Origin of the sequence: Clavibacter zhangzhiyongii (assembly GCF_014775655.1) — a bacterium.
In the GTDB taxonomy this organism is placed as follows: Bacteria; Actinomycetota; Actinomycetes; order Actinomycetales; family Microbacteriaceae; genus Clavibacter; species Clavibacter zhangzhiyongii.
In genome coordinates this window covers 2,489,579-2,515,156 of the sequence record NZ_CP061274.1, presented here as the reverse complement: position 1 = coordinate 2,515,156, position 25,578 = coordinate 2,489,579, and the positions used below count along the sequence as shown (strand labels likewise).

23 protein-coding genes are annotated in these 25,578 nt (G+C 74.2%); 17 read left to right on the top strand and 6 right to left on the bottom strand.

The genetic code is table 11. The annotated features are described in order from the left end of the window. Positions 1–28 precede the first annotated feature (28 nt). Positions 29–1,072, top strand: a complete 1,044-nt coding sequence (locus H9X71_RS11855; protein ID WP_191147280.1) for an NAD(P)-dependent alcohol dehydrogenase — start codon at positions 29–31, stop codon at positions 1,070–1,072. Positions 1,073–1,099: 27 nt separating this feature from the next. On the opposite strand, the gene H9X71_RS11850 is transcribed toward H9X71_RS11855, so the two are convergent. Next, positions 1,100–1,711, bottom strand: coding sequence for an NAD(P)H-dependent oxidoreductase (locus H9X71_RS11850; protein WP_191147279.1), 612 nt, complete (start codon positions 1,709–1,711; stop codon positions 1,100–1,102). A gap of 43 nt (positions 1,712–1,754) precedes the next feature. Next, the gene (locus H9X71_RS11845; RefSeq protein WP_191147278.1) at positions 1,755–3,218 is read right to left on the bottom strand and encodes a dihydrolipoyl dehydrogenase family protein; all 1,464 of its coding nucleotides are present in this window, start codon (positions 3,216–3,218) and stop codon (positions 1,755–1,757) included. Between the two features lie 239 nt (positions 3,219–3,457). Between H9X71_RS11845 and H9X71_RS11840 the strand changes: the two genes are divergently transcribed. The 7 genes from H9X71_RS11840 to H9X71_RS11810 all read left to right on the top strand — a co-directional run bounded on the left by H9X71_RS11840 (position 3,458) and on the right by H9X71_RS11810 (position 10,794). Beyond that, a complete protein-coding gene (locus H9X71_RS11840; RefSeq protein ID WP_191147277.1) occupies positions 3,458–4,609 on the top strand; it encodes a bifunctional 2-methylcitrate synthase/citrate synthase in 1,152 nt (383 codons plus the stop codon). 74 nt (positions 4,610–4,683) lie between these two features. After that, positions 4,684–6,261 (top strand): methionine--tRNA ligase, encoded by a 1,578-nt coding sequence (metG, locus tag H9X71_RS11835; protein ID WP_191147276.1) that lies wholly within the window; start codon positions 4,684–4,686, stop codon positions 6,259–6,261. A gap of 58 nt (positions 6,262–6,319) precedes the next feature. Then, positions 6,320–7,270, top strand: coding sequence for a TatD family hydrolase (locus H9X71_RS11830; RefSeq protein ID WP_191147275.1), 951 nt, complete (start codon positions 6,320–6,322; stop codon positions 7,268–7,270). Then, positions 7,267–8,190 carry a 16S rRNA (adenine(1518)-N(6)/adenine(1519)-N(6))-dimethyltransferase RsmA gene (gene rsmA, locus H9X71_RS11825; RefSeq protein ID WP_191147274.1) on the top strand — a complete coding sequence of 308 codons (924 nt, stop codon included), beginning with the start codon at positions 7,267–7,269 and terminating at the stop codon, positions 8,188–8,190. Before H9X71_RS11830 ends, rsmA begins: the two co-directional genes overlap by 4 nt. 10 nt (positions 8,191–8,200) lie before the next feature. After that, entirely contained in the window at positions 8,201–9,139 is a 939-nt protein-coding gene (locus tag H9X71_RS11820; protein ID WP_191147273.1) for a 4-(cytidine 5'-diphospho)-2-C-methyl-D-erythritol kinase, read from the top strand. A 17-nt stretch (positions 9,140–9,156) separates the two neighbouring features. Beyond that, positions 9,157–10,098 (top strand): DMT family transporter, encoded by a 942-nt coding sequence (locus H9X71_RS11815; protein ID WP_191147272.1) that lies wholly within the window; start codon positions 9,157–9,159, stop codon positions 10,096–10,098. 144 nt (positions 10,099–10,242) lie between these two features. After that, entirely contained in the window at positions 10,243–10,794 is a 552-nt protein-coding gene (locus tag H9X71_RS11810; RefSeq protein WP_191147271.1) for a hypothetical protein, read from the top strand. 164 nt (positions 10,795–10,958) lie between these two features. Here the strand turns inward: H9X71_RS11810 and H9X71_RS11805 are convergent, their stop codons facing one another. Next, positions 10,959–11,459, bottom strand: coding sequence for a CGNR zinc finger domain-containing protein (locus H9X71_RS11805; protein ID WP_191147270.1), 501 nt, complete (start codon positions 11,457–11,459; stop codon positions 10,959–10,961). An 86-nt stretch (positions 11,460–11,545) separates the two neighbouring features. Between H9X71_RS11805 and H9X71_RS11800 the strand changes: the two genes are divergently transcribed. Continuing rightward, positions 11,546–12,406: an alpha/beta fold hydrolase gene (locus tag H9X71_RS11800; RefSeq protein ID WP_191147269.1), complete on the top strand. Its 861-nt coding sequence runs from the start codon at positions 11,546–11,548 to the stop codon at positions 12,404–12,406. Positions 12,407–12,422: 16 nt separating this feature from the next. Here the strand turns inward: H9X71_RS11800 and H9X71_RS11795 are convergent, their stop codons facing one another. Then, positions 12,423–14,129: a glycosyltransferase family 39 protein gene (locus H9X71_RS11795; protein ID WP_191147268.1), complete on the bottom strand. Its 1,707-nt coding sequence runs from the start codon at positions 14,127–14,129 to the stop codon at positions 12,423–12,425. Between H9X71_RS11795 and H9X71_RS11790 the strand changes: the two genes are divergently transcribed. From H9X71_RS11790 to H9X71_RS11775, 4 genes are all read left to right on the top strand, one after another. Beyond that, the gene (locus H9X71_RS11790; RefSeq protein ID WP_191147267.1) at positions 14,128–15,315 is read left to right on the top strand and encodes a ThiF family adenylyltransferase; all 1,188 of its coding nucleotides are present in this window, start codon (positions 14,128–14,130) and stop codon (positions 15,313–15,315) included. The two genes, H9X71_RS11795 and H9X71_RS11790, sit on opposite strands and share 2 nt — an antisense overlap. Then, positions 15,312–16,124, top strand: a complete 813-nt coding sequence (locus H9X71_RS11785) for a nucleotidyltransferase family protein (protein WP_191147266.1) — start codon at positions 15,312–15,314, stop codon at positions 16,122–16,124. Before H9X71_RS11790 ends, H9X71_RS11785 begins: the two co-directional genes overlap by 4 nt. Positions 16,125–16,222: 98 nt before the next feature. Beyond that, complete coding sequence (locus tag H9X71_RS11780; protein WP_191147265.1) at positions 16,223–17,215, top strand: hypothetical protein; 993 nt, start codon at positions 16,223–16,225, stop codon at positions 17,213–17,215. Next, positions 17,208–18,668, top strand: a complete 1,461-nt coding sequence (locus H9X71_RS11775; RefSeq protein ID WP_191147264.1) for a hypothetical protein — start codon at positions 17,208–17,210, stop codon at positions 18,666–18,668. Before H9X71_RS11780 ends, H9X71_RS11775 begins: the two co-directional genes overlap by 8 nt. A gap of 17 nt (positions 18,669–18,685) precedes the next feature. Here the strand turns inward: H9X71_RS11775 and H9X71_RS11770 are convergent, their stop codons facing one another. Continuing rightward, the gene (locus tag H9X71_RS11770) at positions 18,686–19,531 is read right to left on the bottom strand and encodes a helix-turn-helix transcriptional regulator (RefSeq protein ID WP_191147263.1); all 846 of its coding nucleotides are present in this window, start codon (positions 19,529–19,531) and stop codon (positions 18,686–18,688) included. 161 nt (positions 19,532–19,692) lie between these two features. On the opposite strand from H9X71_RS11770, the gene H9X71_RS11765 reads away from it, so the two are divergent. Then, positions 19,693–20,631, top strand: coding sequence for an SDR family oxidoreductase (locus tag H9X71_RS11765; RefSeq protein WP_191147262.1), 939 nt, complete (start codon positions 19,693–19,695; stop codon positions 20,629–20,631). Positions 20,632–20,770: 139 nt separating this feature from the next. Here the strand turns inward: H9X71_RS11765 and H9X71_RS11760 are convergent, their stop codons facing one another. Then, positions 20,771–21,451 carry a trypsin-like serine protease gene (locus tag H9X71_RS11760; protein ID WP_191147261.1) on the bottom strand — a complete coding sequence of 227 codons (681 nt, stop codon included), beginning with the start codon at positions 21,449–21,451 and terminating at the stop codon, positions 20,771–20,773. A 490-nt stretch (positions 21,452–21,941) separates the two neighbouring features. Between H9X71_RS11760 and H9X71_RS11755 the strand changes: the two genes are divergently transcribed. The 3 genes from H9X71_RS11755 to H9X71_RS11745 all read left to right on the top strand — a co-directional run bounded on the left by H9X71_RS11755 (position 21,942) and on the right by H9X71_RS11745 (position 25,562). After that, a complete protein-coding gene (locus H9X71_RS11755; protein WP_191149178.1) occupies positions 21,942–23,975 on the top strand; it encodes an aldo/keto reductase in 2,034 nt (677 codons plus the stop codon). Further along, the gene (locus tag H9X71_RS11750; protein WP_191147260.1) at positions 23,954–24,997 is read left to right on the top strand and encodes a LacI family DNA-binding transcriptional regulator; all 1,044 of its coding nucleotides are present in this window, start codon (positions 23,954–23,956) and stop codon (positions 24,995–24,997) included. The genes H9X71_RS11755 and H9X71_RS11750 overlap by 22 nt, the downstream gene beginning before the upstream one ends. Before the next feature lie 85 nt (positions 24,998–25,082). Further along, positions 25,083–25,562 (top strand): VOC family protein, encoded by a 480-nt coding sequence (locus H9X71_RS11745; protein WP_191147259.1) that lies wholly within the window; start codon positions 25,083–25,085, stop codon positions 25,560–25,562. Positions 25,563–25,578 lie beyond the last annotated feature (16 nt).

Sequence of the window (25,578 nt, the reverse complement as noted above, 5' to 3'; positions counted from 1 at the left end):
GCTACCGACCAGTAGGTAGGGTGAGGGCATGCGCACCGCAGCCCTGCTCTCGCCGTCCTCCGGCCAGCCCGTCCGCCCGACCCCCATCGACCGCCGCGACCTCCGCCCCGACGACGTCGACGTCCGCGTCACCCACTGCGGCGTCTGCTTCTCCGACCTGCACGCCCTCGACCAGCGGGGCCGCGTCGATGCGCTCGTCCCCGGCCACGAGTTCGTGGGGGAGGTGGTGGCCGTGGGATCCGCCGTGACGGCCTTCGCGCCGGGCGACCCGGTCGCGGTCGGCAACATCGTCGACTCGTGCGGCGCGTGCGCCATGTGCCGGGGCGGCCACGAGAACATGTGCGTCGAGTTCCCGACGCTCACCTACGGCGGACGCGACCGCGTCGACGGATCCACGACCCGCGGCGGTTGGTCCGGCCGGTACGTGGTCCGCGAGTCCTTCGTCTACCGTCGCCCGGCGTCGCTGGATCCCGCTGCCGTCGCGCCGCTCATGTGCGCGGGCGTGACGGTCTGGGAGCCGCTGCGGGCAGCGGGCGTCGGGGCTGGCACCCGCCTCGGCGTCGTCGGCCTCGGCGGGCTCGGCCACCTCGCGGTGCGGCTCGGGCGCGCGCTCGGCGCCGAGGTCACCGTGTTCACGACCAGCGCGGCCAAGGCGGCGGACGCCGAGCGCCTCGGGGCGACGCGCGTCGTCGTCTCCACGGACGCCGACGCGATGGCCCGGGCCGGCTCGAGCCTCGACCTCGTGATCGACACGGTCTCCGTCGCGCACGACCTCGGCCCGTACCTCCGCGTGCTCGACCTCGACGGCACGCTCTGCGTCCTCGGCCACCTCGGCGAGCTGACCGTGCAGGCGATGGACCTCCTCCCCGCGCGTCGGGAGCTCGCCTCGACGGGCAGCGGCGGGCGCCCCGCGACGCAGGACCTGCTCGACTTCTGCGGCGAGCACGGGATCACCGCGGACGTCGAGGTGCTGCCCGCCGCCGAGGTGGCCACGGCGATCGACCGGCTCCGCCGCAACGACGTGCGCTACCGCTTCGTGCTCGACATGGCGGGGGTCGACGACGCGGTCTGAGCGCGAGCGCGGGCGCGGGTAGCGGGATCAGGCTTCGTCGACCGCCGCGACCACCTCGGCCACGGCCCGCTCGACCTCGGCGGCGACGGCCTCGCGGTCGCCCGACTCGGAGTCGTGCACGAAGGCCGTGGCGCCGCGGCGCGCGCCGCAGTAGTCGAGGATCCCGTGGCCGACCTGCGTCTCGAACGACGCGAGGTAGCCGTGCCGGGCGAACGACTCCCGGCTCGTCCCGGACACGGGCACGAGGTGCACGGCGAGGCGCTGCAGCCGCTTCTCGATGCGCCCGTCGTCGTCGATGCCGAAGGCCCAGCCCGCGATGAACGTGCGGTCGATCCACCCCTTGAGCAGCGCGGGCATCGACCACCACCACACGGGGAAGACGAGCACGACGTGGTCCACGGCGTCGAGTCGCGCCTGCTCGGCCGCGACGTCCGCGGGCGCGGGGGAGTCGCCGGCGTACGCCCGCCGGTCGGCCATGCCGAACACCGGGTCGAAGCCCTCCTGCGCGAGGTGCGCCGTCGTGACCCCGGTCGCGCCGGATCCGCCGAGCGCGGCCTCGAGCGCCGCCTCGAGCCGGCGGGCGACGTGATGGGTGAGGGAGTCGGGATCGGGGTGGGCCGTGACGATGAGCGCGGTCATGCTCCCATCCGACCACGGGCCGCAGGGAGGTCGCCGTCGCGCGTCAGTCCAGCTCGCCCGCCCGCTCCTCCTCCTGGAGCAGCCGCCGGGCCGCGATCCCGATGATGGCGCTGTAGGTGGGGTACGCGAACCGCACGTGCGCGAGGGTCGCGACGTCGACGCCCGCGGCCATCGCGGTGGTGACCGACTGGATCACCTCGACCGCGTTCTCGCCCACGGCGTGCGCGCCGAGGATCAGCTCGCGGCGGCGGTCGGCGATGAGCAGCAGGAAGCCGGCCTCGCGGTCGTCGATCACCGCGCGGTCCACCTCGGAGAACGGCACCCGCGCGACCACGCACGCGCCGTCGCGCTCCCGCGCCTCCGCCTGGGTGAGGCCGACGCCCGCGTAGTCGGGGTCGGTGAAGCCGCCCGCGGGGAGCAGCTGCAGCGGGATCCGCCGGTTGACGCCGAGCACCGCGTTCTCCGCGGCGGCCTCGCCCTCGGACTGGGCCGCCTGCACGAGCATGTCCTTGCCCGTGGCGTCGCCCACCGCGAGGATGTGCGGCACGCGCGTGCGGAGGTACCGGTCGACCGGGATCGCCGACCTCGTCACCTCGACCCCCGCGTGCTCGAGCCCCAGGTCCTCGACGTCGGCGGGCCAGCCGGTGGCCATGATCACGGCGTCGAAGCTGGAGGACTGCGGCCGGTCGCCGTCGCGCCAGAGCAGGGTGACGGATCCGTCGCCCGTCCGCGTGAGGCCCGTCACCGTGTCGATGCCGGTGTGCACGCGCACGCCCTGCGCGACGAACGCGTCGGACACGGCCTCGGAGATCGCCGCGTCGGACGCCGTGAGCACGCGCGGCGCGACGTCGAGCAGCGTCACCTCGGATCCGAACGAGCGGAACACGGTGACGAGCTGCGCGCCCGTGTTGCCGGCGCCGATCACGGCGAGGCGGCGGGGGATCTCCGGCAGCGCGAGCACGTCCTCGGGCACGGTCGCGAGGTCGGCGCCGGGCACCGGCAGGCGGCGCGAGTGGCCGCCGACGCACACGATGATCGAGCCCGCGGTGATCCGTCGCCCGCTGTCGAGCTGGAGCGTCCGGTCGTCGACGAAGCGCGCGCGGCCCTCGTGGATCAGCGTCACGCCCGCCGCCTCGAACCGGGCGGCCTCGTCCTTGAGGGAGCGCACGCGGTCGACCTGCTCGTGCACGCGCGCGACGATCGACGGCCAGTGCGGCGCGGGCTCGCCCACGCCGATCCCGTTCTCGCCCGCGGAGCGCACCTCGCGCACGAGCCGCGCGGTCTTCGCGAGCACGCGGGTGGGCACGCATCCGGTGTTGACGCACGTGCCGCCGACGCGGCCGGCCTCCAGCACCACGACGGACGCGCCCAGCTCGGCGGCGCGGAGGGCGGCGGCGGTGCCCGCGGGTCCGGCGCCGATGACGGCGACGTCGTAGTGCTCGGGCTCGGTCGCGGCGCCGGGCTCGGCGTCGGTGGCGGGATCGGTGCGGTCGGTGCTCTCGGGCATGGCGTCCTCCGGGTCGGCCCGGCTGCGCGGGCGGCGCCTCGGGTGCGCCTGCTCGTGAGGCTACCGAGCGGATCCGGCGGCGGCCCGGGTGCGGAGCCGCCCGTCATCCCCGCCCTCCCCAGCCCGCCTCCGCGCGCCGGATCCGCGATCGCCGCCGACCCTCGCCCGCGCTCCACCCGCCCCGATACAGTGACGAACGCACCCGGAGGCACCCGATCCGCCGACCACGCGGGTGCGGCATGACGCGAAGGAGCACCATGACCGACATCCGCAAGGGCCTCGCCGGGGTCGTCGTCGACACGACCCGCATCAGCAAGGTCGAGCCGGCCACGAACTCCCTCCTCTACCGCGGGTACCCCGTGCAGGAGCTCGCCGCCGCGTGCTCGTTCGAGCAGGTCGCGTACCTCCTGTGGCACGGCGAGCTGCCCACCGACGAGGAGCTCGCGCACTTCGAGGCCCAGGAGCGCGCCGAGCGGCAGCCCGCCGAGGCCGTGCTGCGGATCATCGACGCCCTGCCCGTCGACGCCCACCCCATGGACGTGCTGCGCACCGCGCTCAGCGCGATCGGCGCCGCGGACCCCGAGCCGGAGGACCACTCCGCCGACGCCGACCTCGAGCGGTCCGTGCGCCTGCTCGCGCAGATCCCCGTGCTCATCGCGTACGACCAGCGCCGCCGCCAGGGCCTCGCGCCCGTGGAGCCGCGCGACGACCTCGGCCTCGCCGAGAACCTGCTGCTCATGGTGCACGGCGACCGGCCCACGGAGGCCGACGCGAAGGCCATGGAGGTGTCGCTCATCCTCTACGCCGAGCACTCCTTCAACGCCTCCACGTTCACGGCCCGGGTCATCACCTCGACCCTCGCCGACCTGCACTCCGCCGTCACGGGCGCCATCGGCGCGCTCAAGGGCCCGCTGCACGGCGGCGCCAACGAGGCCGTGCTCGAGACGCTCGACGAGATCGGCGACGCGTCGCGCGTGGAGGCGTGGCTCGATGCGGCGCTCGCCGCCAAGCGCAAGGTCATGGGCTTCGGCCACCGCGTCTACCGCGCGGGCGACTCGCGCGTGCCCACCATGAAGGCCGCGCTCGACGACCTCGTCGCCGTGCGCGTCGCGGCGGGCGGCGAGGCGGGCGACTCCGCCGCCCGCACCATGGAGCTGTACGACGCGCTCGAGCGCGGCATGGCCGAGCGCACGGGGATCCTGCCGAACCTCGACTACCCGTCGGGCCCGGCGTACGCGCTCCTCGGCTTCGAGACGCGCGCCTTCACGCCGCTGTTCGTCGCCGCGCGCGTGGTCGGCTGGACCGCGCACATCGTGGAGCAGCGGGCCGCGAACTCGCTCATCCGGCCGCTCTCCGAGTACGACGGGCCGGCCGAGCGCCACCTGTCCTGACCGCCGCGCACGGCCCCGCGCGGGCCCCCGTCACACGGCCGGGAGCGCTCCCGCCGATCGTTAGGATGGAGCCCATGTCCCGCGGCGAGCCCTTCTACATCACCACGCCGATCTTCTACGTGAACGACGTCCCGCACATCGGGCACGCGTACACGGAGGTCGCCGCCGACGTCCTCGCCCGCTGGCACCGCCAGCGCGGCGACGACACCTGGTTCCTCACGGGCACCGACGAGCACGGGCAGAAGATCCTCCGCACCGCGACCGCCCACGAGACCACCCCGCAGGCGTGGGCCGACCGCCTCGTCACCGAGAGCTGGCAGCCGCTGCTGAAGGCCGTCGACATCTCCAACGACGACTTCATCCGCACCACCGACGCCCGCCACGAGGAGTCCGTCAAGGTCTTCCTGCAGCGCCTCCACGACGCCGGCTTCATCTACACGGGCGAGTACAAGGGCTACTACTGCGTCGGCTGCGAGGAGTACAAGCAGCCCTCCGACCTCCTCGAGGGCACGGGTCCGTTCGAGGGCCAGCTGGTCTGCGCCATCCACTCCAAGCCCGTCGAGCTGCTGGAGGAGAAGAACTACTTCTTCCGCATGAGCGACTTCGGCGAGCGGCTCCTCGCGTTCTACGAGGAGCGCCCCGACTTCATCCAGCCCGAGAGCGCGCGCAACGAGATCCTCTCCTTCGTGCGCCGGGGCCTCGAGGACCTCTCCATCTCGCGCTCCAGCTTCGACTGGGGCATCCCCATCCCGTGGGACGAGAGCCACGTCGTCTACGTGTGGTTCGAGGCGCTCATGAACTACGTCACGGCCATCGGCTACGGGGTCGACGACGAGCAGTTCCGGCGCCGCTGGCCCGCCACGCACCTCGTCGGCAAGGACATCCTCCGGTTCCACGCGGTCATCTGGCCCGCCATGCTCATGGCGCTCGGCGAGGAGCCGCCCCGCCGCGTCTTCGGCCACGGCTGGCTGCTCGTCGGCGGCGAGAAGATGTCGAAGTCGAAGCTCACGGGCATCGTGCCGCAGACCATCACCGACACCTTCGGCATCGACGCGTTCCGCTACTACTTCATGCGCGCGTTCGCCTTCGGCCAGGACGGCTCGTTCAGCTGGGAGGACCTCAGCGCCCGCTACCAGGCGGAGCTCGCCAACGGCTTCGGCAACCTCTCCTCCCGCGTGATCGCCATGGTCGGCCGCTACTTCGAGGGCCGCGTCCCGGAGGCGCACCAGCTCACCGAGGCCGACGAGCGCGTGCTCTCGGTCGCGCGCGCCGCCGCCTCCACCGCCGACGACGCCATCGAGCGGCTCGCGATCCACGAGGCGCTCGCCGCCGTGTGGACCCTGGTCGACGAGCTCAACGGCTACATCACGAGCCAGGAGCCGTGGGCCCTCGCCAAGAAGGACGAGGACCGCGCGCGCCTCGAGACCGTGCTGCACACCGCGGTGCGCGGCCTCGGCACGCTCGCCGTGCTGCTGGCGCCCGTGCTGCCCGGCGCCACCGCCAAGCTCTGGACCGCGCTCGGCGGCACCGGCACGGTCGGCCAGCAGCGCATCGACCTCGCCGACGAGTGGACCGGATCCGGCGTCGTCACCCCGCTCGAGGCGCCGCTGTTCCCGCGCATCGAGCAGGAGCCGACCACCGCCACCGCGTGACGTCCCGGGTGCCGCGCCCCGCCGGGCGCGGCACCCTCCCGTCGGTAGAGTGAGCGCGATGTCCGATTCGAACTACGTGCGCCAGCGCGACACCTCCTCGGCCCACGGCCAGACGCGCGACCTCACGTACCCGCCGCTGCCCGAGGCGCTCACGGTCCCCGTCTACGACAACCACACGCACCTCGAGATCGCGGACGGCGAGTCGCCCATCGACTTCACCGAGCACCTCGACCGGGCGAGCTCGGTCGGCGTCCGCGGCGTGATCCAGGTCGGCGGCGACCTCGAGACCTCCCGCTGGTCGGCCGAGACCGCCGCGCACGAGCCGCGCATGCTCGCGGCCGTCGCGATCCACCCGAACGAGGCCCCGGCGTACGAGGAGGCGGGCACGCTCGACGACGCGCTGGCCGAGATCCACGAGCTGGCCGGACGCCCGCGCGTGCGCGCCGTCGGCGAGACCGGGCTCGACTTCTTCCGCACGGGGGAGGAGGGCCGCGCGGCCCAGCAGCGGTCGTTCGAGGAGCACATCCGCATCGCCAAGGAGCGCGGCATCGCCCTGCAGATCCACGACCGCGACGCGCACGACGAGGTCGTCGCGACCCTGCTGCGCGTTGGCGCCCCCGAGCGCACGGTCTTCCACTGCTTCTCGGGCGACGAGGACCTCGCCCGCATCTGCGCCGAGAACGGCTGGTACATGTCGTTCTCCGGCACGGTCACCTTCAAGAACGCGCACGACCTCCGCGAGGCGCTCGCCTTCGCGCCGCGCTCGCTCCTGCTCGTCGAGACGGACGCGCCGTTCCTCACGCCCGTGCCCTTCCGCGGCCGACCGAACGCGCCGTACCTCATCCCGCACACCCTCCGCGCGATGGCTGCCCACCTCGGCACCGACGTGTCGATGCTGGCCGCGCAGATCTCCTCCAACACCGAGCTGGTTTACGGGCGCTGGGACGACGAGCCCGTGACGTCGCCGTCGAAGGACCCCGCCGAGCTCGACCCGGCGGGTCGCGCGTGAGCGACGAGGCGTCGACCGCGCCCGCACTCGCCGCCGGCCCCGCCGCCCCGGCCACGCTCCTCGGCCCCGCCGAGATCCGCGACCTCGCCGAGCTGCTCGGCGTCGCGCCCACCAAGAAGCTCGGCCAGAACTTCGTCATCGACGCGAACACCGTGCGCCGCATCGTCCGGGTCGCCGGCGTCGAGGCCGGCACGCGCGTGGTCGAGGTCGGGCCCGGGCTCGGATCCCTCACCCTCGGCCTCCTCGAGACCGGCGCGAGCGTCGTGGCCGTGGAGATCGACGGCCGGCTCGCCGAGCAGCTGCCCATCACGGTGGGCCTCTACCAGCCGGACGCCGAGCTCACGGTCGTGCACGAGGACGCGCTGCGCGTCGCCGAGCTGCCCGGCGATCCCACGGCGCTCGTCGCCAACCTCCCGTACAACGTCTCCGTCCCGGTGCTGCTGCACCTGCTCGAGCACTTCCCATCCATCCGCACGGGCGTGGTGATGGTGCAGGCCGAGGTCGGCCACCGCATCGCCGCGGCGCCGGGCTCGAAGGTCTACGGATCCCCGAGCGTCAAGGCCGCCTGGTACGGCGCGTGGCGGACCGCCGGGCAGGTCAGCCGCCAGGTGTTCTGGCCGGTTCCGAACGTCGACTCCGTGCTCGTCGCGTTCGAGCGGCACGCGGAGGAGTACGCGTCCGAGGCGCTGCGGAAGCGCACCTTCAAGATCGTCGACGCGGCCTTCCAGCAGCGCCGCAAGATGCTCCGCCAGGCGCTCGCCGAGCTGCTCGGCGGGAGCGAGGCGGCCTCCGCGCTGCTCGAGGCCGGAGGGGTCGCCCCCACTTCGCGGGGCGAGCAGCTGGGCGTCGACGACTACCTCCGCGTAGCGCATGCCTGGGCCGATCGGGACGCGGACGGAGTGCCTCCCAGCCTCCGCTAGGTTGGAGCACATGACCTCCGCGGCCACCGCCTCCCCCGTGGTGCACGCGCGGGCCCCGGGCAAGATCAACGTCTCCCTCACGGTCGGCGCCCTCCAGGAGGACGGCTACCACGAGGTCGCCACGGCGTACCAGGCGGTGAGCCTGTACGAGGACGTGTGGGCCACGAAGTCCGACGGGTTCTCGGTCGAGTTCGGCGGATCCATCGACACGTCGCACCTCACCACCGGCGCCGACAACCTCGCCGTCCGCGCCGCCCGGCTCCTCGCCCGCAGCACCGGCTACCGCGGGGGCGTGCACCTGCGGATCGAGAAGGACGTGCCCATCGCGGGCGGCATGGGCGGCGGATCCGCGGACGCCGCGGCCACCCTCCTCGCCTGCGACGCGCTCTGGGGCACCGAGCGCACGCGCGACCAGCTGCTCGCCCTCGGCGCGGAGCTCGGCGCCGACGTGCCGTTCGCGCTGGCCGGCGGCACCGCCATCGGCACCGGCCGCGGCGACCGCCTCAGCCCCGCGCTCGCCAAGGGCACCTTCCAGTGGGTGCTCGCCATCGCCGAGTTCGGCGTCTCCACGCCCGACGTCTACGGCGAGCTCGACAAGCACCGCGAGCGCCACGCGCAGGACATCTTCCCGGCCCGGCAGATGCCGCAGGTCGACTCGGGCGTGCTCCAGGCGCTGCGCGCGGGGGATCCGCACATGCTCGCCGAGGTCCTCCACAACGACCTCCAGGCGCCCGCGCTGCACCTCGCGCCCGGCCTCGGCGAGGTGCTGCAGCTCGGCGAGGAGAACGGCGCACTCGCCGGCATCGTCTCCGGATCCGGCCCCACCGTCGCCTTCCTCGCCGCCGACCTCGACAGCGCGCTGGAGCTGCAGATCGCGCTGAGCGCCGCCCGCCTCACGGTCATCCGCGCCACCGGTCCCGTGCACGGCGCCCGCATCATCACCGGCTGACCCGGCCCGCTCCACCCATGCGCACGATGCTGCCCCGCGCCGTCCGGCCGTCCCGGCCCGAGTGGGCCCTCATCGGCATCACGGCCATCTGGGGCGGGACCTTCCTCGCGGTGCACGTGGCGATGGAGCACAGCGGGCCGCTCTTCTTCGTGGGGCTCCGGTTCCTCGCCGCCGGGCTGATCAGCGCGGTCGTGTTCGGCCGGGCGCTGCGCGGGATGCGGCGGATCGACGTGGGGGCGGGCGCGGCCATCGGCGTGATGATCTTCCTCGGCTACGGGCTCCAGACCTACGGCCTGCAGTCGATCCCGAGCAGCACCTCCGCCTTCATCACCGCGCTGTACGTGCCGCTGGTGCCGCTCCTGCAGTGGGCGGCGTTCCGCAAGCGGCCGAGCGCCCTGGCGCTGGTCGGCGTCGCGCTCGCGTTCGTGGGGCTGCTGCTCGTGGCCGGTCCGCAGCAGGGGGTCGCGCTGGGCGCGGGGGAGCTGGCGACGCTCGTCAGCACCCTGCCCATCGCGGCGGAGATCATCCTCATCGGGCTGTTCGCGGGACGCGTCGACGTCGGCCGCGTGACCGTCGTGCAGCTCCTCGTGGCGGGCGCGCTCGCGCTCGCGTGCATGCCCGTGGCGGGCGAGGCGATCCCGGGGTTCTCGTGGGTGTGGCTCGTGGCGGCGCTCGCGCTCGGGGCGAGCAGCTGCCTCATCCAGGTCACGATGAACTGGGCGCAGCGCTCCGTCTCGCCCACGCGCGCGACGATCATCTACGCGGGCGAGCCGGTCTGGGCGGGCGTCGTCGGTCGCGTGGCGGGTGAGCGGCTGCCCGCGCTGGCGATCCTCGGCGCGGCGCTCATCGTCGCGGGGACGCTCGTCAGCGAGCTCAAGCCGCGGGCGGCGCGGGCGGCGGATGCGAGCGACGAGGGACGCGGGGCCGCGGTGGGCGAGGGGCCCCGCACCGGGGCCTGAGCGCCGGGCGGTCCGCAGCCCGCGGCCATCGGGACGCCGGGACGAGGGCCCGCCTGTGAGCGCGCCGGACGCGGGGAGCGGCGGCTCGCCTAGCCTCAGCGTGCACATCTGCTCGTCCCCCCGTCCGCACATCCTGGAGGATCCATGCACATCGTCATCCGCACCGCGGCCGCGGCCGCCGTCGCCCTCACCGGCGGCCTGTCCCTCGGGCTCGCCGCGCCCACCACCGCCCTCGCCGCTCCGCACGCGGCGACCTCCGTCGTCCACCGCGCTCCGGCCGCGTCGGCGGATCCGACCGCTCGCGTCGCGTTGACGGCCCCGGTCCGCCTCACGGGCCCCGACGACGGCTCGGCTCCGCTCACCGTCCAGGTGTCGCAGCGCGCGACCTGCGTCGGCACGAGCAAGTGCGTCGCGTTCCGCGGCACCGGCGTCCCCGGCCAGACCGTCGTCGTCACGTACCAGGTCACGAAGGACCCGCTGTACTCGAACCGCGGGGCCGCGGGCATCGCCACCGTCTCGAAGCGCGCGCACGTGGACGGCTCGGGCGACTGGTCGATGGTCACCGAGTTCCCGAACCCCGTCATCACGAAGGACGCCGCGGGTCACCGGGGGCTCGCGTACCACGTGGTCCAGTCGGAGGACATCACCACCCTGGAGGCCACGGCGCGGTTCGCGGGCAGCATCCCGCTCCGCTGATCCTCCCTCCGGCGCCGGAGCGGGCCGACGTGACCGTCGGTCCGACCGGGCACCGCACATGATCCGCCCGCTCCACCACGAGGGGCCCGACGCCACGGCGTCGGGCCCCTCGTGCGTGCTCGGCCGATGCCCGAGGCGAGGCCGACGCCGGACCGGGGCCAGGGTCAGCGCGTGCGCTGGGCGTGCGCGCGGGCCTTCATCCGGTTGCCGCACGTCGCCATGGAGCACCACTTCGCGGTGCCCGGGCGGCTGTGGTCGACGAGGAACAGCTCGCACTCGTCGTTCGCGCACGGGCGGAGGCGGCCGGGCAGCCGGGCAGTGACGCTCGACCAGGCGAGCACGGCCTCCACCGGGAGCCGGTCGTCGCGGGGTGCGGACAGCTCCCATTCCACGCCGTCGGCGCTCACGCGGGGTGTGCGCGCGACGCCGTCGACGACGTCCGCGAGCACGGCGAGGGCGTCGGGGGCGGCGGCGCCTCCGCGCACGACGGCCTGGATCGCGTCGCGGGCGCGGCGGAGGCGGTCGAGCTCGGCGGCGGTGCCGGTGCCGCCCCAGGTGCGGGCGAGCTGGCGCCCGGAGGCGCCGTCGAGCCGGTCCTCGCGTCGGCCGTCGACCACCGGCGCGCTGTTCAGCACCGCCAGCAGCAGCTCCTCGTCGCGGTCCACCGCTCCTCGATCCTCCGCGCCAGGGTGGCGCGATGGATCCATGCTACCGTCCTGCTAACCACCAAAACAAGCCGAAGGGGTTAGCCATGACCACCGTCCACCACCGCACCGTCACGATCGACGGCCTCGAGGTCTTCTGGCGCGAGGCCGGGCCCGCCGACGCACCCGTGCTCGTGCTCCTGCACGGCTACCCGTCGAGCTCGCACATGTTCCGGCACCTGATCCCCGCGCTCGCGGGCCGCTTCCGGGTCATCGCGCCCGACCTCATCGGCTTCGGGCGCTCGTCCGCGCCGTCCGCCGACGGATTCGACTACTCGTTCGCCGCGCTCGCCGACGTGGCCGGCCGCTTCCTCGCCGCCATCGGGGTGTCCCGCTACGCGATCTACGTGCAGGACTACGGCGCCCCGGTGGGCTGGCGCCTCGCGCTCGCCGACCCCGCGGCCGTCACGGGCGTCGTCACGCAGAACGGCAACGCCTACGAGGAGGGCTTCGTCCCGTCCTTCTGGGATCCGATCTGGGCCGACGCCGCCGAGCGCACCGACGCGACGCGCGACGCCCTCCGCCCGGCCCTCGGCCGCGCGGCGGTCGAGTGGCAGTACACGCACGGCGTGCCGGATCCGTCGGTCGTGGATCCGGACGCGTGGGAGCACGACCTCGCGCTCCTCGCCCGCCCCGGCCAGGACGACGTGCAGCTCGCGCTCTTCCGCGACTACGCCACCAACCGGGAGCTGTACCCGGCGGTGCACGCGTGGCTGCGGGAGTCGCGCGTGCCGCTGCTCGCGATCTGGGGTGGGAACGACGAGATCTTCGCCGCGGCGGGAGCGGAGGCGTTCCGACGGGATGCGCCGCACGCGCGCGTCGAGCTGGTCGACGGCGGGCACTTCCTCCTCGAGTCGCACCTCGACGTCGTGGTCCGCGCGATCGGCGAGTGGCAGGACGCGACCTGAGCCGCGCCCGGGCCCGTCAGCCCGCGGCCACCCGCTCGTAGCGCTCGACGTTCGCGTTCTTCACGTGCCAGTCGTCGGCCTTGGCGAAGCCGCGCGGGGTGAGCGCCTCCGCGACCTCGGGCCGGATGTCCTGCTTGTCGCTCGTGACGAGCCACACGACGTCCGCGTCGTCGACCTCGTCGACCCGGTCGGCGAGCGGGTACGCCTCCTCCCAGAGGCCGTCGGTGTCGCCGGGCGGCGTGCGCAGCAGGATGTCGTCCATGCCGCGGAACGCGTCCGGGTAGGTGTACGCGACGACGCGCGAGGTGGCCTTCGGGTGGCGGCGGACCGGCCCGAAGATCACCGCCTCCCGGGTGCCGGCCGCCTCCTGGGCGCGTTCCCCGGTGACGATGCGGGCGATGCCCGCCCAGTCCGCGTCCGCCTTGCGCGTGGTGCCGCGGTCGTGCGCGACCTGCACGAGCGACAGGGCCACGAGCCCGGCGGTCACGACCGCGACGGCGGGCTTCCACCGCAGCGCGAGGATCCCCACGGCCATCAGCATCGCGAACGCGGGGGCCGTGTACGCGAGGTACCGCGGCGAGTACAGCGGCGACGTGAGCGTGGACGCGTAGACGAGCAGCGTGGTGGGCACGACGAGCCACACGACCGCGAGCTGGAGCAGCGTCGGCGACCAGCCGGCGTGGAGGTACGCCGACTCGAAGGCCGCGATCTCGCCCGCGGGCTCGGCGGTGGAGGCCCGGCGGGCGCGCACGAGGCGGATCCCGCGCCGCACGAGCATCGCGAGGCCGAGGAGCGCCAGCGGCCAGGCGACCCAGGCGAACGCGGCGTTCTCGGGGAAGAGCTGCGTGAAGGCGACCTGCCCGGGCGTCTTCGGGCCGATGGGCTTGATCCAGCCGACCTGCCCGGACTGCGCGGTGACCACGTCCACGAGCGGCAGGGACAGGAGCCCCGCCGAGATGGACGCGATGCCCCAGCCGAGCAGGGACACCATCATCGGCCGGAGCGTGCGGCGGCCGACGCGGGCGGAGGCGATCGACCACATGATCACGGCGCCGTGCGCCCCGACCAGCAGCGCCAGGTAGATGAACGTCGACGCGCCGAACCACGCGATGAGGCCGTACAGCGCCCACCACGCGGCCTGCACCCGGGGCGGCGAGCCCGCGCGCCGGGCCGCCAGCACCAGCACCACGGTGAGCGCGACCGCGATGAGCGTGCCGAGCGCGAAGGAGCGGCCCTCCGTGCCCATCCAGGCGACGCGGGGGATGGCGACGAACACGATGCCCGCGACGACGCCGGTGGCGCGCGTGGAGACGGTGCGCGTGAGGAGCACCACGCCCGCCGCCGCGAGCCCGACGAAGACGGCGCTCGGGAAGCGGAGCGACGTGGGCGAGTAGCCCACGAGGTCGAACCACACGTGCATGAGGGCGTAATAGAGGCCGTGCACCGCGTCGACCGTGCTGAGCATGCGGAGGAGGCCGTCCCAGTCGCGGGTGGCCGACACGACCGTGGCGGCCTCGTCGTACCAGACCGACGGCTGGCCGGCGAGGGGGAGCGCGAACAGGAAGCCGAGCAGGCCGATGAGCCAGGCGTCGCCCCAGCGGCGGTGGTGGAAGCGGCCGAGGGGGCCGGAGGGGCGGCCGCCGCGGGTCCCGTCGGCGGGCCGTCGTACGCTGGGTCCGGTCGACGCGGGTCCGCGTCCGCCGTCCGTACGGAGGTCTGTCATGGGGTCGTCTCTGCCGCTCGTCGATCGGGAGGGCACCGACCCCGGAGGGCGGGGCCCGGGTGGTCATGGCTCCGGGCGGGATGCGCACGAGCGGCGCGAACGGCACTCCCGTCACCTCGCCCTTCCCGGCATCGGGATGGGGGGTCAGTCCCGCATCGACCAGGCCCGGGTGCTCGTGATCGGAGCGGGCGGGCTGGGCTCCCCGGTGCTGCAGTACTTGGCCGCAGCGGGGATCGGGACCCTCGGAATCGTAGACGACGATGCTGTGGACCTCTCCAACCTCCAGCGCCAGACCATCCACGGGACGCCGGACATCGGGCGGCCGAAGACCTCGTCAGCGGCGGATTCGGTGCACCGGACCGACCCCGGCATAGAGGTGGTCGAGCACGCCGAGCGGCTCACGAACGACAACGCGCTCCGGATCCTCGGCGGATACGACGTGGTCGTCGACGCCACCGACAACTTCGCCACGCGGTACCTCATCAGCGACGCGGCGGCCCTCGTCGGCGTCCCGTGCGTGTGGGGATCCGTGTACCGGTTCGACGCGCAGGTCACCGTCTTCTGGGACGCGGCGCCCGACGGCCGCGGCATCGACTACCGCGACGTGTTCCCCGAGCCGCCCGCCGACGGCGCCGTGCTCTCCTGCGAGGAGGCGGGCGTGTTCGGCGCGGTCTGCGGCACGGTCGGGTCGCTCATGGCGACCGAGGTCATCAAGCTCGTCACGGGCGCGGGCACGCCGCTCCTCGGCCGGGTGGTGGTGCTCGACGCGCTCGCCGGCACCAGCCGCACCATCGGCGTTAAGCGCGCGAAGGGCCGCCAGCGGGTCACGGCGCTCGCCGACTACGACCTGTTCTGCGGCGTGGGCGCGGCCACCGACGGCACCGAGCTCGACGCGGAGGAGGTGGAGCGGATCCTCGCCTCCGACGAGCGGGTCGTCCTCCTCGACGTGCGCGAGCCCGACGAGCGCCTCGTCGACTCCATCCCGGGCCACGTCGCGGTGCCGGTGCGCATCGTCACGGTGGATCCGGGCGCGGTGCCCGGCGAGGTCACCGACCGGGTCGTCGTCTACTGCGCGTCGGGCGTGCGCTCGCGGGCGGCCGCGGCGGCGCTCCGCGAGGCGGGGCGCGATGCGGTGAGCCTGCGCGGCGGGATCGCGTCATGGCGGAGCGTGGCGGGGCGGGCGTGAGCTCCGGCGCGGACGCCGCCGGCCCGGTCCTCGGGCTCGACGACGACGCGTTCCTCGAGCACGTGGCTGACGCGCTCGCCGCGGTCCCGGGCGTGCGGGGCGTGGCGCTCGGCGGATCCCGCGCGCAGGGCGTCTCCCGGCCCGACAGCGACTGGGACGTGGCGGTCTACTACCGCGGTTCCTTCGACCCCGACGACCTGCGCGCCCTCGGCTGGCCGGGCGCGCTCAGCGCCCGCCGCGGCTGGGGTCGGATCTTCGACGGCGGCGGCGCGCTGCACGTGGACGGCCGCGCGGTCGACATCCACTACCGCGACCTCGACGTCATCGAGGTCGTGCACGAGGAGGCGCTCGCCGGCCGGTTCACGATCGAGCGGCTGCTCTTCCATCAGGCGGGGCTGCCGAGCACGATCCTGCTGGCGGAGCTCGGCCTGAATCGCGCCCTCCGTGGGGAGGTGCCGCGATGGGAGTACCCGCCGGCGCTCCGAGCGTCAGCTCCGGGCATCTGGTGGGAGCACGCAGCGTTGACGCTGCACTACGCCCGCGAGGGCCACGCCCGTCGCGGCCGGGTCGCACAGTGCGCCGGCCTCCTGTCGGAGGCGGCGTGCATGACGGCGCACGCGATGCTCGCCCAACGCGGCGAGTGGGCCACCAACGAGAAGCGGTTGCTGACGCGCGCGGGGCTCCGCGGGATCGACGCCATCATCGCCGGGCTCGGCGTCGAGCCGGCCGAGCTCCTCCGCGGCGCCGATGCGGTCCAGGCGCTGTTGGTGGATGCGGTGCGTCGGGAGGGGATCGCGGTCGCGTCCTAAGACGTCGTGACCATTCGTCCTCGACTTCCTTCATGGCGTCGTCGGTCGTCTATATCCTCCAGTGAGGAAACGACATCGACGGGGATCGCGGAGGAACGATGGACGATCAGCGCGGGCTGAGCAAGGCCAGGGACGGGATCGCGAAGGCGGTGGACGAGGCAGCCCGGAGGGCGCGCGCCGCATCCGCGCAGCTGGGTGAGCGGGCGGGTGACCTGAGGGACGCGACGAAGGAGAACGTCGAGAAGCTGGCCGCGAGGAAGCCGGATCCCTACGAGGAGGCCGTGGCCGAGTACAACCGGGCGTACACGACCATGAACGACGCCGGTCTCGCTCTGCTGCGGCAGCGCGAGCGTTCGACGGACCTCATCGAGCACGTGGAGGCGCTGGTCAACAGCATCGCGAACACGCCGAAGTCCATCGATGCGGCCATCGGTCGGATCGACGTCGACAGGGCGGAGTTCCTGGACGTGGAGGAGTTCGCCCGTCGTGACCTCGAGGCTGCCCGCCGGTCCGCTGCCGGGGGCGGTGCCGGCTTCGCCGCCGGTGCTGCGGTCGCGAGCGTGGCCCCGAGCGCGGCCATGTGGGTCGCGACCACCTTCGGCGCCGCCTCGACCGGCACGGCGATCTCCGCCCTCTCCGGGGCCGCCGCCACCAATGCCGCACTCGCCTGGCTCGGCGGTGGAGCGCTGGCAGCCGGCGGCGGCGGAACGGCCGCTGGAGGGGCGATCCTGGCGCTGTCGGGGCCCGTCGGCTGGAGCGTCGCAGGAGCGGCGATCCTCACGTCCGTCGCGCTGTTCGCCTGGAAGAAGGGCGAGACGCGCGAACAGAAGCAGGAGGCGCTGACCTCGGTCAAGCGCAATACCGCGCGTGTGAACGAGCTGACCGCTCGGGTCGAGGCCCTCCTCCAGCGCACCGACCAGCTCCGGTCCCTTCTAACCACGAGCTATCGCGAGGCGCTGGGGGCGTTCGGAGCCGACTTCTCGGCGCTCCCGGCGAGCGAGCAGTCACGCCTCGGCGCGCTGGTGAACAGCACGCAGGCGTGCGCGGCCCTGCTCGGTGAGCGGGTCGAGGGCGACGCCGATCGTGAGTGACGAGCCGGAATCGGTGCGCCGGAACCAAGAGCAGGCCGTCGCCGCGTGGATCAACCACCTCAACCAGCTGCGGCTCGACGGGCTGCTTGACGCGCTCCGGCGCCAGGACATGAACCTCCGCGATGCGCTATCCCGCGTCGACGCGGCAATGCGGACCATCGACCTCGAGGTGGTGGCACGGAACCGCGGCGGGATCAAGGGCATGCACGGTTTCATCGCCGAGGCGGCGGAAAGCGGCATCGGTGATGCTCGCAGCCAGATCCTGGGGGAGGGCCGGATCTACCGGTGGGTGAACGACAACGGCCCCGTGGACCTGATGCGCGGTGGTGTCGAGATCCAGCAGAAGTTCGTCGCGGCGGGCGGGCGCTTCGGTCTCGGAGCCATCGCCGAGCACCTCGAGAGGTACCCCGACTTCGTGAGCCGCGGCGGCAGATACCAGATCCCGAGCGATCACTTCGAGGTGATCCGGACGCTGTACGGCATGAATCGCGAAGAGGCCGGTCGCCTGCTCAGCCGTGGTGGCGAAGGGCCTTCCTTCCGCGACTGGGAGCGCGTGCAGTCCTTCTTCGCGAACCGCTCCCTCGACATCGGCTCCCTCGAGCCGTCGAACCTCCGCTACGACGAGGTGCAGCGCGGCGCCTACGGCACGACGCTGGAGGGGGAGAAGGACTCGTTGCGCGCGACCGACCAGACTCGGCGCGACGATGCCCATCGCGCGAGCATGCCCGGAGCACGCGAAGGGGCGAAGGCGACCATCGTGGCCGCCGGTATCGAGGGCGGTACCGCCTTCGTCCTCGCCGTGGTGCGTAAGCGCCGTGCCGGCACCAGGCTCGCTGACTTCACGAGCGACGATTGGGTCGAGATCGCAGGGGACTCGGGCCGTGGATTTGTTAAGGGCGGTGTCCGGGGCCTCACGATCTATTCGCTCACCAACTTCACCGCGACATCCGCGGCCGTCGCCAGCGCCACGGTGACCGCCGCGTTCGGCGTAGCGGAGCAGGCGCATCGGCTACGGACGGGCGAGATCGTCGAGGCGGAGTTCCTGGAGAACGCCGAGCTCGTCTGCCTGGAGGCGGCCGTCGGCGCACTGTCGTCATTCGTCGGGCAAGCGCTCATCCCCGTACCCGTGCTGGGGGCTGTGATCGGGAACAGCGTCGGAATGGTCATGCATTCCGCTGTGTCCTCCGCGCTCTCCCGACGAGAGGCTGCGCTGATCGAGGGCTACCTCCAGGAACAGCGCCAGCTCGACGAGCGCCTCGCCGACGAGCACCAAGATCTCATCGACGAGCTCGACGTCAGCATGTCCGCCTGTCTCAGAGTGCTTGAGCGCGCATTCTCGCCCGACGTCGAGGCGGCCCTCCTAGGGTCGGTGGAACTTGCCCGCTCGGTGGGGGTCGAGACGGAGCTCATCCTGGATTCCGAGGAGAAGGTCCGCAGCTACTTCCTCGACTGACCAGGATCGGGGCACCCTCACCCCAGCTGCTGCGCCCCGATCACCCCGAGCAGCCGCAGCTTCTCGTGGCTCTCGGAGCCGGGCGCGGCCGTGTAGACGAGCAGGTGGTGCGCCCGCTCCGGGTCCGTGAGGGTCTGGCAGGAGAGCTCGAGCCGGCCGAGCTCCGGGTGCTCGAAGCGCTTGACGGCGCTCGGCCGCAGGCCCACCTCGTGCGCCGCCCACAGGGCGCGGAACTCGGCGCTCCGGGGGAGCAGCAGGTCCACGAAGCCGGCTGCGCGGGATCCGGGGCCGCGCCGGGTCGCGACCTCCCGCAGCCCGGAGACCCAGAGCCGCCCGAGGGCCGCGTGGTCCTCCTCGGGGTAGAGGCGGCGGCTGGCGGGATCCGCGAACCACCGGTACCCGATGCTCCGCTCCGGCCCCGTGAGGTGCGCGGTGTCGCCCGTGAGCGCGACGCCGAGCGGGGTCTGCATCAGCGTCTCGCCGAGCTCGGTCACCACCTCGGCGGGCGTGTCGACGAGCCGGTCGAGGATCCGCTGGAGGCCCGGCCCCACGTGGTCGCCGGATCCGCTGCGCGCCGCCGGCTGGTGGCCCGCGAGGAGGAACAGGTGGTCGCGCTCGTCGACCGTGAGGTGGAGGCCGTGGGCGATCGCCGCGAGCATCTGCTCCGACGGCTGCGGGCTGCTGCCGCGCTCGATGCGCGCGTAGTAGTCGGCGGACATGCTCGAGAGCGCCGCGACCTCCTCGCGCCGGAGCCCGCTCGTGCGGCGGCGCGCGGTGCGGGCGAGCCCGACGTCCTCGGGCTGGAGCGCCTCGCGGCGTCGGCGGAGGAACTCGGCGAGCCCCGCGGGATCCATCTGGCGCATGCGTCCTCCGTCTGTCCCGTCCATCCTCCCGGGGTGTCGCCGCCGCAGCCAGGACCCGCCGATCCACGTCTCGTCGCGCCCTGGTTGCCGGACGGCGCTACGCCCAGGCTCGGGGCAGCCGGTGCGGGACGTCCGCATCGCCGCCACCAGGAGGATCCGCCATGCCCCGTCGCCCCCTCGACATCCCCGTCCCCGACCTCACCGGTCGCCGCGCCCTCGTCACGGGAGGCAGCGACGGCATCGGCCTCGCGCTCGCCACCCGGCTCGCGGGCGCCGGCGCCGAGGTGCTGCTGCCCGTGCGCGACCGCCGGAAGGGCGAGGCGGCCGTGGCGCGGATCCGCGAGCGCCACCCCGCCGCCCGCGTCGCGCTGCACGACCTCGACCTGGCCTCGCTCGGATCCGTCGAGGCGCTCGCCGCCCGGCTCGCCGACGAGGGCGCACCCCTGCACCTGCTCGTCGCCAACGCCGGCGTCATGACGCCGCCCGAGCGCCGCACCACCGCCGACGGCTTCGAGCTGCAGATCGGCACCAACCACCTCGGCCACGTCGCGCTCGTGGGCCGGCTGTTGCCGCTGCTGCGGGCGGGATCCGCGCGCGTCGTCTCGCAGGTGAGCATCGCCGCCGGGGCGAACGCCGTGGCGTGGGACGACCTCCAGTGGGAGCGTCGCTACGACGCGATGCGCGCGTACAGCTCGTCGAAGATCGCGTTCGGGCTCTTCGCGCTGGAGCTCCAGCGGCGGAGCGCGGCGGGCGGCTGGGGGATCACGAGCGCCCTCGCGCACCCGGGCATCGCGCCGACCAGCCTGCTCGCGGCGCGCCCGGCGACGGGCCGCTCGCGCGACGGGCTCGACGTGCGGACGATCCGGCTGCTGTCGCGGCTGGGGATCCTCGTCGGCACGGTCGAGACCGCCTACCTGCCCGCGCTCGTCGCCGCCACGGCGCCCGACGGCGGCGGCCGGATGTACGGCCCGCGCGGCCCCGGGCACCTCGGCGGCGGCCCGACCGCCCTGCCGCCGTTCCCGCGCGTCGCGGTCGAGGCGGACGCCCGCCGGATCTGGACGCTCTCGGAGGAGCTGACGGGGGTGCGGTTCCCCGCGTGACGGCCGGCGGCGGATGCGCGGCTCAGCTCACCGAGGCCCGCAGGGGCGGGCACGGGCCCCCCTCGCGCACGGCCGGCGCGACCGCGGAAGGGGCCGGGCCCGGTGGCCGGCGGACGCCCGCCGACCCCCGGGCGCGGGATCAGCGCGTGGGCGCCAGCACGTAGGCCGGCAGCTCCGCGAGCATCTGCGCGCTCGACGTGTAGAGCAGGTAGTGGCCGTCGGCCGTCTTGCCGGAGATGATGCCGAGCAGCTGGTTCCCGTACGAGACCACGGGGCCGCCGGAGTCGCCGCCGGTGATCGCGTCGTGCTCGTCCGTCTCGCCCGCCGACATGTGGCTCCACCTCGTCTGGACGCCGCGGGGCAGGCTCACCGGCTGGAAGACGCACTTGACGCCGGACGCGAACCCGCTGGTGCAGAACCGCCCCTCGGCGCTGGCGGTGCCCTGGATCGGCTGGCGGCCGATGCGGCCGCGGTTCGGCATGAACACCTGGCTGTTCGCGCGCGCCGTGTACGTCTGGATGGGGCTGCAGAACGCCGCCGAGGAGTGGTGCGACCGGCAGTACAGCGTGCGCTCGTCGGGCTGGGGCGAGACGCGGATGAGCTCGATGTCGGAGTCGTGGGGCGAGATCCAGTCGACCGTGCCGATGGCCGCGGTGCCGAAGTGGACGGTCGAGTACATCGGCCCGCAGTGCGCCGCGGTGACGATGTACCGGGTGGCCCGCTGGTAGGGGGTGAGCGACAGGTACCAGCTGCGGGGGATGAGGACGGCGCCGACCGTGCAGGTCCCCGCCGACGAGTCGATGCGCGATCCCGCGATCACGGGGAGGCCGGACCGGTAGCTCTGGTCGGCGCTCGCCGGGGCGGCGCCGACGGCGGTGAGGGCCGCGACGGCGGCGACGGCGGCGAGGAGGGCCAGCAGGCGGGAGTGGATCCCGCGGCGGGCGCCGCGCGGATCGCGGGGGGCTGCGGTGTCGGACGAGGTGCATGGGGGTTCTCCTTCTCGGTGAGGGGGCCGCGCGGTCGCGCGGCCGGGAGCGGAGGCGCCGGCGGTCGCGCCGGGACACCCCGACGCCCGCCCCCTCCGCCTCCGCGAGCGGACGCTAGCGGCGGGATCGCGGTCGGGGAGCGCGGTGCGCCCACGCCGCATGCGTCCGGCGTGGGCTCGGGATCCTCCCGGAGGAGGGGTCCGTTCTCCTGCTATGTCGTGAACGTTCACGACCCATACGCGCCTAGCCTCTTGACCGCGCCGGACGCAGCCCCGTAGCGTCGTCGTGAACGTTCACGCCGACGACGCCGCGAAGGGCTCCACCATGACCGACCCCACCCCGACCACCACGACCGCACCCGGCTGGGCGGTCCTCGGCCCGGGCTCCATCGCCCGCCGCTTCCTCTCCCAGCTGCCCGCGAGCACGCGCGACGCGCGCCTCGTGGCGGCCGGCAGCTCCCGCACGGAGCGCGCACGGGCCTTCGCGACGGAGGCCGCCGACCACGGCTTCGCCGACGTCGCGGGCGGCGACTACGAGGCCGCCCTCGCGGATCCCGCCGTCGATGCCGTCTACATCTCGACCGTGCACACCGGCCACGCCGACCTCGTGATCCGCGCGCTCGACGCCGGCAAGGCCGTCCTCTGCGAGAAGCCGCTCGCGGTCAACCACGGCACCGCCATGGCGCTCGTCGACGCGGCCCGCGAGGCGGGCCTGCCGCTCGTCGAGGCGTACATGTACCGCTTCCACCCGCAGACGGCGGCGCTCCTCGAGCTGGTGCGCGACGGCGTCATCGGCGAGCTCGCCCACGTCGACGCGTCCTTCTCCTTCCGCACCGGATCCCGCACCGGCCGCCTCTACGACACCGCGACCGCGGGCGGCGGGATCCTCGACGTGGGCGGCTACACCGTCACCGGCGTGGCCGCCGTCGTGCAGGCCGCGACCGGGATCGCCGTCGCCGAGCCGCTGACGCTCGAGGTGGACGGCACCGTCGGCCCGACCGGCGTCGACGAGTGGTCCGTCGCGCGGGCGACCTACCGCGGCGGCGCGGGGCGGCCCGGCATCACCGCGACCCTCCGCGCGGGCGTCGCCCTCGACGAACCGCAGGGGCTCACGATCCTGGGCTCGAGGGGCCGCATCCACCTCAGCGACCCGTGGACCCTCGGCGACGCCCCGACCATCGAGGTCCAGGTCGTCGGCGAGGAGCCGCGCACGCTCTCCTTCACGGGCGCGAAGCCGTACGCGATCGAGGCCGACGCCACGACCGACGCGCTCGCCGCGGGACTGGGCGAGGCCGCGCAGATGACGCTCGACGAGACCCTCGCGACCGCCCGCACGCTCGACCGCTGGCGCGCCGCGCTCCAGCTCCGCTACCCGTTCGAGGCCGAGGACGCGGACATCCCCACCGTCTCCGGCCGGCCGCTGCGGGTGCGCGACGACAGCACGATGCTCTACGGCGAGATCCCGGGCGTCGGCAAGCGCATGTCGCGGCTCGTCATGGGCGTCGACAACCAGCCCGACCTGGCGCACGCGTCCGCGATCTTCGACCACTTCGTCGAGCAGGGCGGCAACGCATTCGACACCGGCTACATCTACGGCGGCGGCGTGCTCGAGGGGCGCCTCGGCAGCTGGATCCGGAACCGCGGCATCCGCGAGGACGTCGTCGTCATCACCAAGGGCGCGCACACCCCGCACTGCGACCCCGAGTCGCTCACGAGCCAGCTGCTCGAGAGCCTCGACCGCCAGGGCACCGACTACGCCGACATCTACCTCATGCACCGCGACAACCCCGAGGTGCCGGTCGGGGAGTTCGTCGACGTGATGGACGAGCACCAGCGCGCCGGCCGGATCCGCTCCTACGGCGTCTCGAACTGGACGCCCGAGCGCTTCGACGAGGCGCAGGCCTACGCGCAGGCGAACGGCCGCGCCGGGTTCCAGGCGCTGAGCGACCACTTCGGCCTGGCCGAGGCGTACGACGTGCCGTGGGCCGGATGCGTGCACGTCACGGATCCCGCGTCCAAGGCGTGGCTCGAGGAGCGGCAGATCCCGCTGCTGCCGTGGTCGTCGCAGGCCCGCGGCTTCTTCACCGGCCGCGCCCGCCCGGACGACCTGAGCGACCCGGAGCTCGTGCGCTGCTACTACGGCGACGACAACTTCGAGCGCCTGCGCCGCGCCGAGGAGCTCGCGGCCGAGCACGGCGTGCAGGCCACGGCGATCGCCCTCGCCTACGTGCTCGCGCAGCCGTTCCCGACCTTCCCGCTGTTCGGACCGCGCACCATCACCGAGGTCCGCTCCTCCATGCGCGGCCTGTCGATCGAGCTCACCCCGGAGCAGGTGGCGTGGCTGGACCTGCGCGGCTGAGCGGCGCGGGCGCGGCCGGCCGGGAGCCCACGAGGGACCCGGCCGGCCGGCCCACGATCCACGACGTCGCGGCCGCCGCCGGGGTCTCCCGGCAGACGGTGACGCGCGCGATGAACGGCATGCCGGGCATCAGCGAGGCGACGAAGCGGCGCGTGCTCGACGCCGCGGAGCAGCTCGCGTACCGCCCGTCGCGCTTCGGCCGCGGGCTCGTGACGGGCGGCGACCACCAGCTCGGCCTCGTGGTCGACGACCTGCGGAACCCGTGGTCGCCCGAGCTCGCGTCCGCGGTCGTGCGGGTCGCCGCGGCCCGCGGCTGGAACGTGTCGCTCGCCGACGTGGGCCTCGCCGCCGACTCCGACCGCATGGTCCAGGCGCTCGGCGCGCAGACCGACGCGGTGATCGGCACCCTCGGCACGCGCGCCGGCGAATGGATCGCCCGCCTCGGCTCGGTGCCGGTCGTGGAGCTGGATCCGCACGGCGAGCCCGAGCGCGCCGCCGTCCTCCTCGATCCCTCGGAGGCGATCGACGCGCTCGCCGACCACCTGCAGGCGGCCGGCGTCGCGCACCCGGTCGTGCTCGACGCCGCCGTCGCCGCGGGACCGAGCGTGCGCGCGGGCCTGCTCCTCGAGGCCTTCGCGGCCCGGGGGATGGCGGCGACCGTCGTGCGGGCCGCGGCGCCCACCGCGGAGGCGGCCGCCGCGGCGACCGAGCGGATAGTGGCCCGTCCCCGAACGGCCGACGCGATCGTCGCGTTCAACGACGTGTGCGCGCTCGGGGTGCTCTCCGCCTGCCGCCGTGCGGGCGTGGACGTGCCGGGCGACGTGCGCGTGGCCGGCATCGACGGCCTCTCGATCGGCCGGCTGCTCGCGCCCACGCTCACGACGCTCGCGGTCGACCTCGACGAGCTCGCCCGCCACGCCCTCGACCTCGCGGTCGCGATGATCGCCGGCGAGCTCCCGCGCTCCGGCCCCGAGGTGGTCCGCACGGTGCGGCACCAGCTGGTGGTGCGCGAGTCGGCGTAGGCCGGCCCTGGTCCGTGGCGCATCCGGTGGCTAGCGTGGGCCCGACGGCGCGCGACGAGGCCGCCGTCGGACACGAGGAGCCACCATGCCGCGCATCACCCCCACCCTCTGGTTCGGCGAGGAGATCGAGGAGGCGGCGCGATTCTACGTCGACCTCTTCCCCGGCTCCCGGATCACCGGCACCTCGCGCTACCCGGACGACTTCCCGGATCCGGCCCTGCGCGGCACGGCCCTCGTGGTCGACGTGGAGCTCGACGGGCAGCCGCACCGCCTGCTGAACGGCGGGGGCGGCATGCAGGCGACGGAGGCGCTGTCGCTGTCGATCTCGGTCGGCGGCCAGGAGGAGGTCGACCGCTACTGGGACGCCTTCGCCGACGGCGGGACCGAGGGCCGGTGCGGCTGGGTGCGCGACCGCTGGGGGTTCTGGTGGCAGGTGGTGCCGGAGGCCATGGCGACCACGATCGGCGGCCCCGACCCGGAGGGCGCCGCGCGCGCCATGGCCGCGATGATGGGCATGGGCCGGCTCGTCGTGGCTGAGCTGCAGGCCGCGTACGACGGGCGCTGACCGCCGGCCGGGCCGC

Bases quoted from the DNA above. Each gene is read 5' to 3' on its own strand.
- H9X71_RS11855 (WP_191147280.1), top strand. From the start codon at position 29: ATGCGCACCGCAGCCCTGCTCTCGCCGTCCTCCGGCCAGCCCGTCCGC.
- H9X71_RS11850 (WP_191147279.1), bottom strand. From the start codon at position 1,711: ATGACCGCGCTCATCGTCACGGCCCACCCCGATCCCGACTCCCTCACC.
- H9X71_RS11845 (WP_191147278.1), bottom strand. From the start codon at position 3,218: ATGCCCGAGAGCACCGACCGCACCGATCCCGCCACCGACGCCGAGCCC.
- H9X71_RS11840 (WP_191147277.1), top strand. From the start codon at position 3,458: ATGACGCGAAGGAGCACCATGACCGACATCCGCAAGGGCCTCGCCGGG.
- metG (WP_191147276.1), top strand. From the start codon at position 4,684: ATGTCCCGCGGCGAGCCCTTCTACATCACCACGCCGATCTTCTACGTG.
- H9X71_RS11830 (WP_191147275.1), top strand. From the start codon at position 6,320: ATGTCCGATTCGAACTACGTGCGCCAGCGCGACACCTCCTCGGCCCAC.
- H9X71_RS11820 (WP_191147273.1), top strand. From the start codon at position 8,201: ATGACCTCCGCGGCCACCGCCTCCCCCGTGGTGCACGCGCGGGCCCCG.
- H9X71_RS11815 (WP_191147272.1), top strand. From the start codon at position 9,157: ATGCGCACGATGCTGCCCCGCGCCGTCCGGCCGTCCCGGCCCGAGTGG.
- H9X71_RS11810 (WP_191147271.1), top strand. From the start codon at position 10,243: ATGCACATCGTCATCCGCACCGCGGCCGCGGCCGCCGTCGCCCTCACC.
- H9X71_RS11800 (WP_191147269.1), top strand. From the start codon at position 11,546: ATGACCACCGTCCACCACCGCACCGTCACGATCGACGGCCTCGAGGTC.
- H9X71_RS11790 (WP_191147267.1), top strand. From the start codon at position 14,128: ATGGGGTCGTCTCTGCCGCTCGTCGATCGGGAGGGCACCGACCCCGGA.
- H9X71_RS11795 (WP_191147268.1), bottom strand. From the start codon at position 14,129: ATGACAGACCTCCGTACGGACGGCGGACGCGGACCCGCGTCGACCGGA.
- H9X71_RS11780 (WP_191147265.1), top strand. From the start codon at position 16,223: ATGGACGATCAGCGCGGGCTGAGCAAGGCCAGGGACGGGATCGCGAAG.
- H9X71_RS11770 (WP_191147263.1), bottom strand. From the start codon at position 19,531: ATGCGCCAGATGGATCCCGCGGGGCTCGCCGAGTTCCTCCGCCGACGC.
- H9X71_RS11765 (WP_191147262.1), top strand. From the start codon at position 19,693: ATGCCCCGTCGCCCCCTCGACATCCCCGTCCCCGACCTCACCGGTCGC.
- H9X71_RS11755 (WP_191149178.1), top strand. From the start codon at position 21,942: ATGACCGACCCCACCCCGACCACCACGACCGCACCCGGCTGGGCGGTC.
- H9X71_RS11745 (WP_191147259.1), top strand. From the start codon at position 25,083: ATGCCGCGCATCACCCCCACCCTCTGGTTCGGCGAGGAGATCGAGGAG.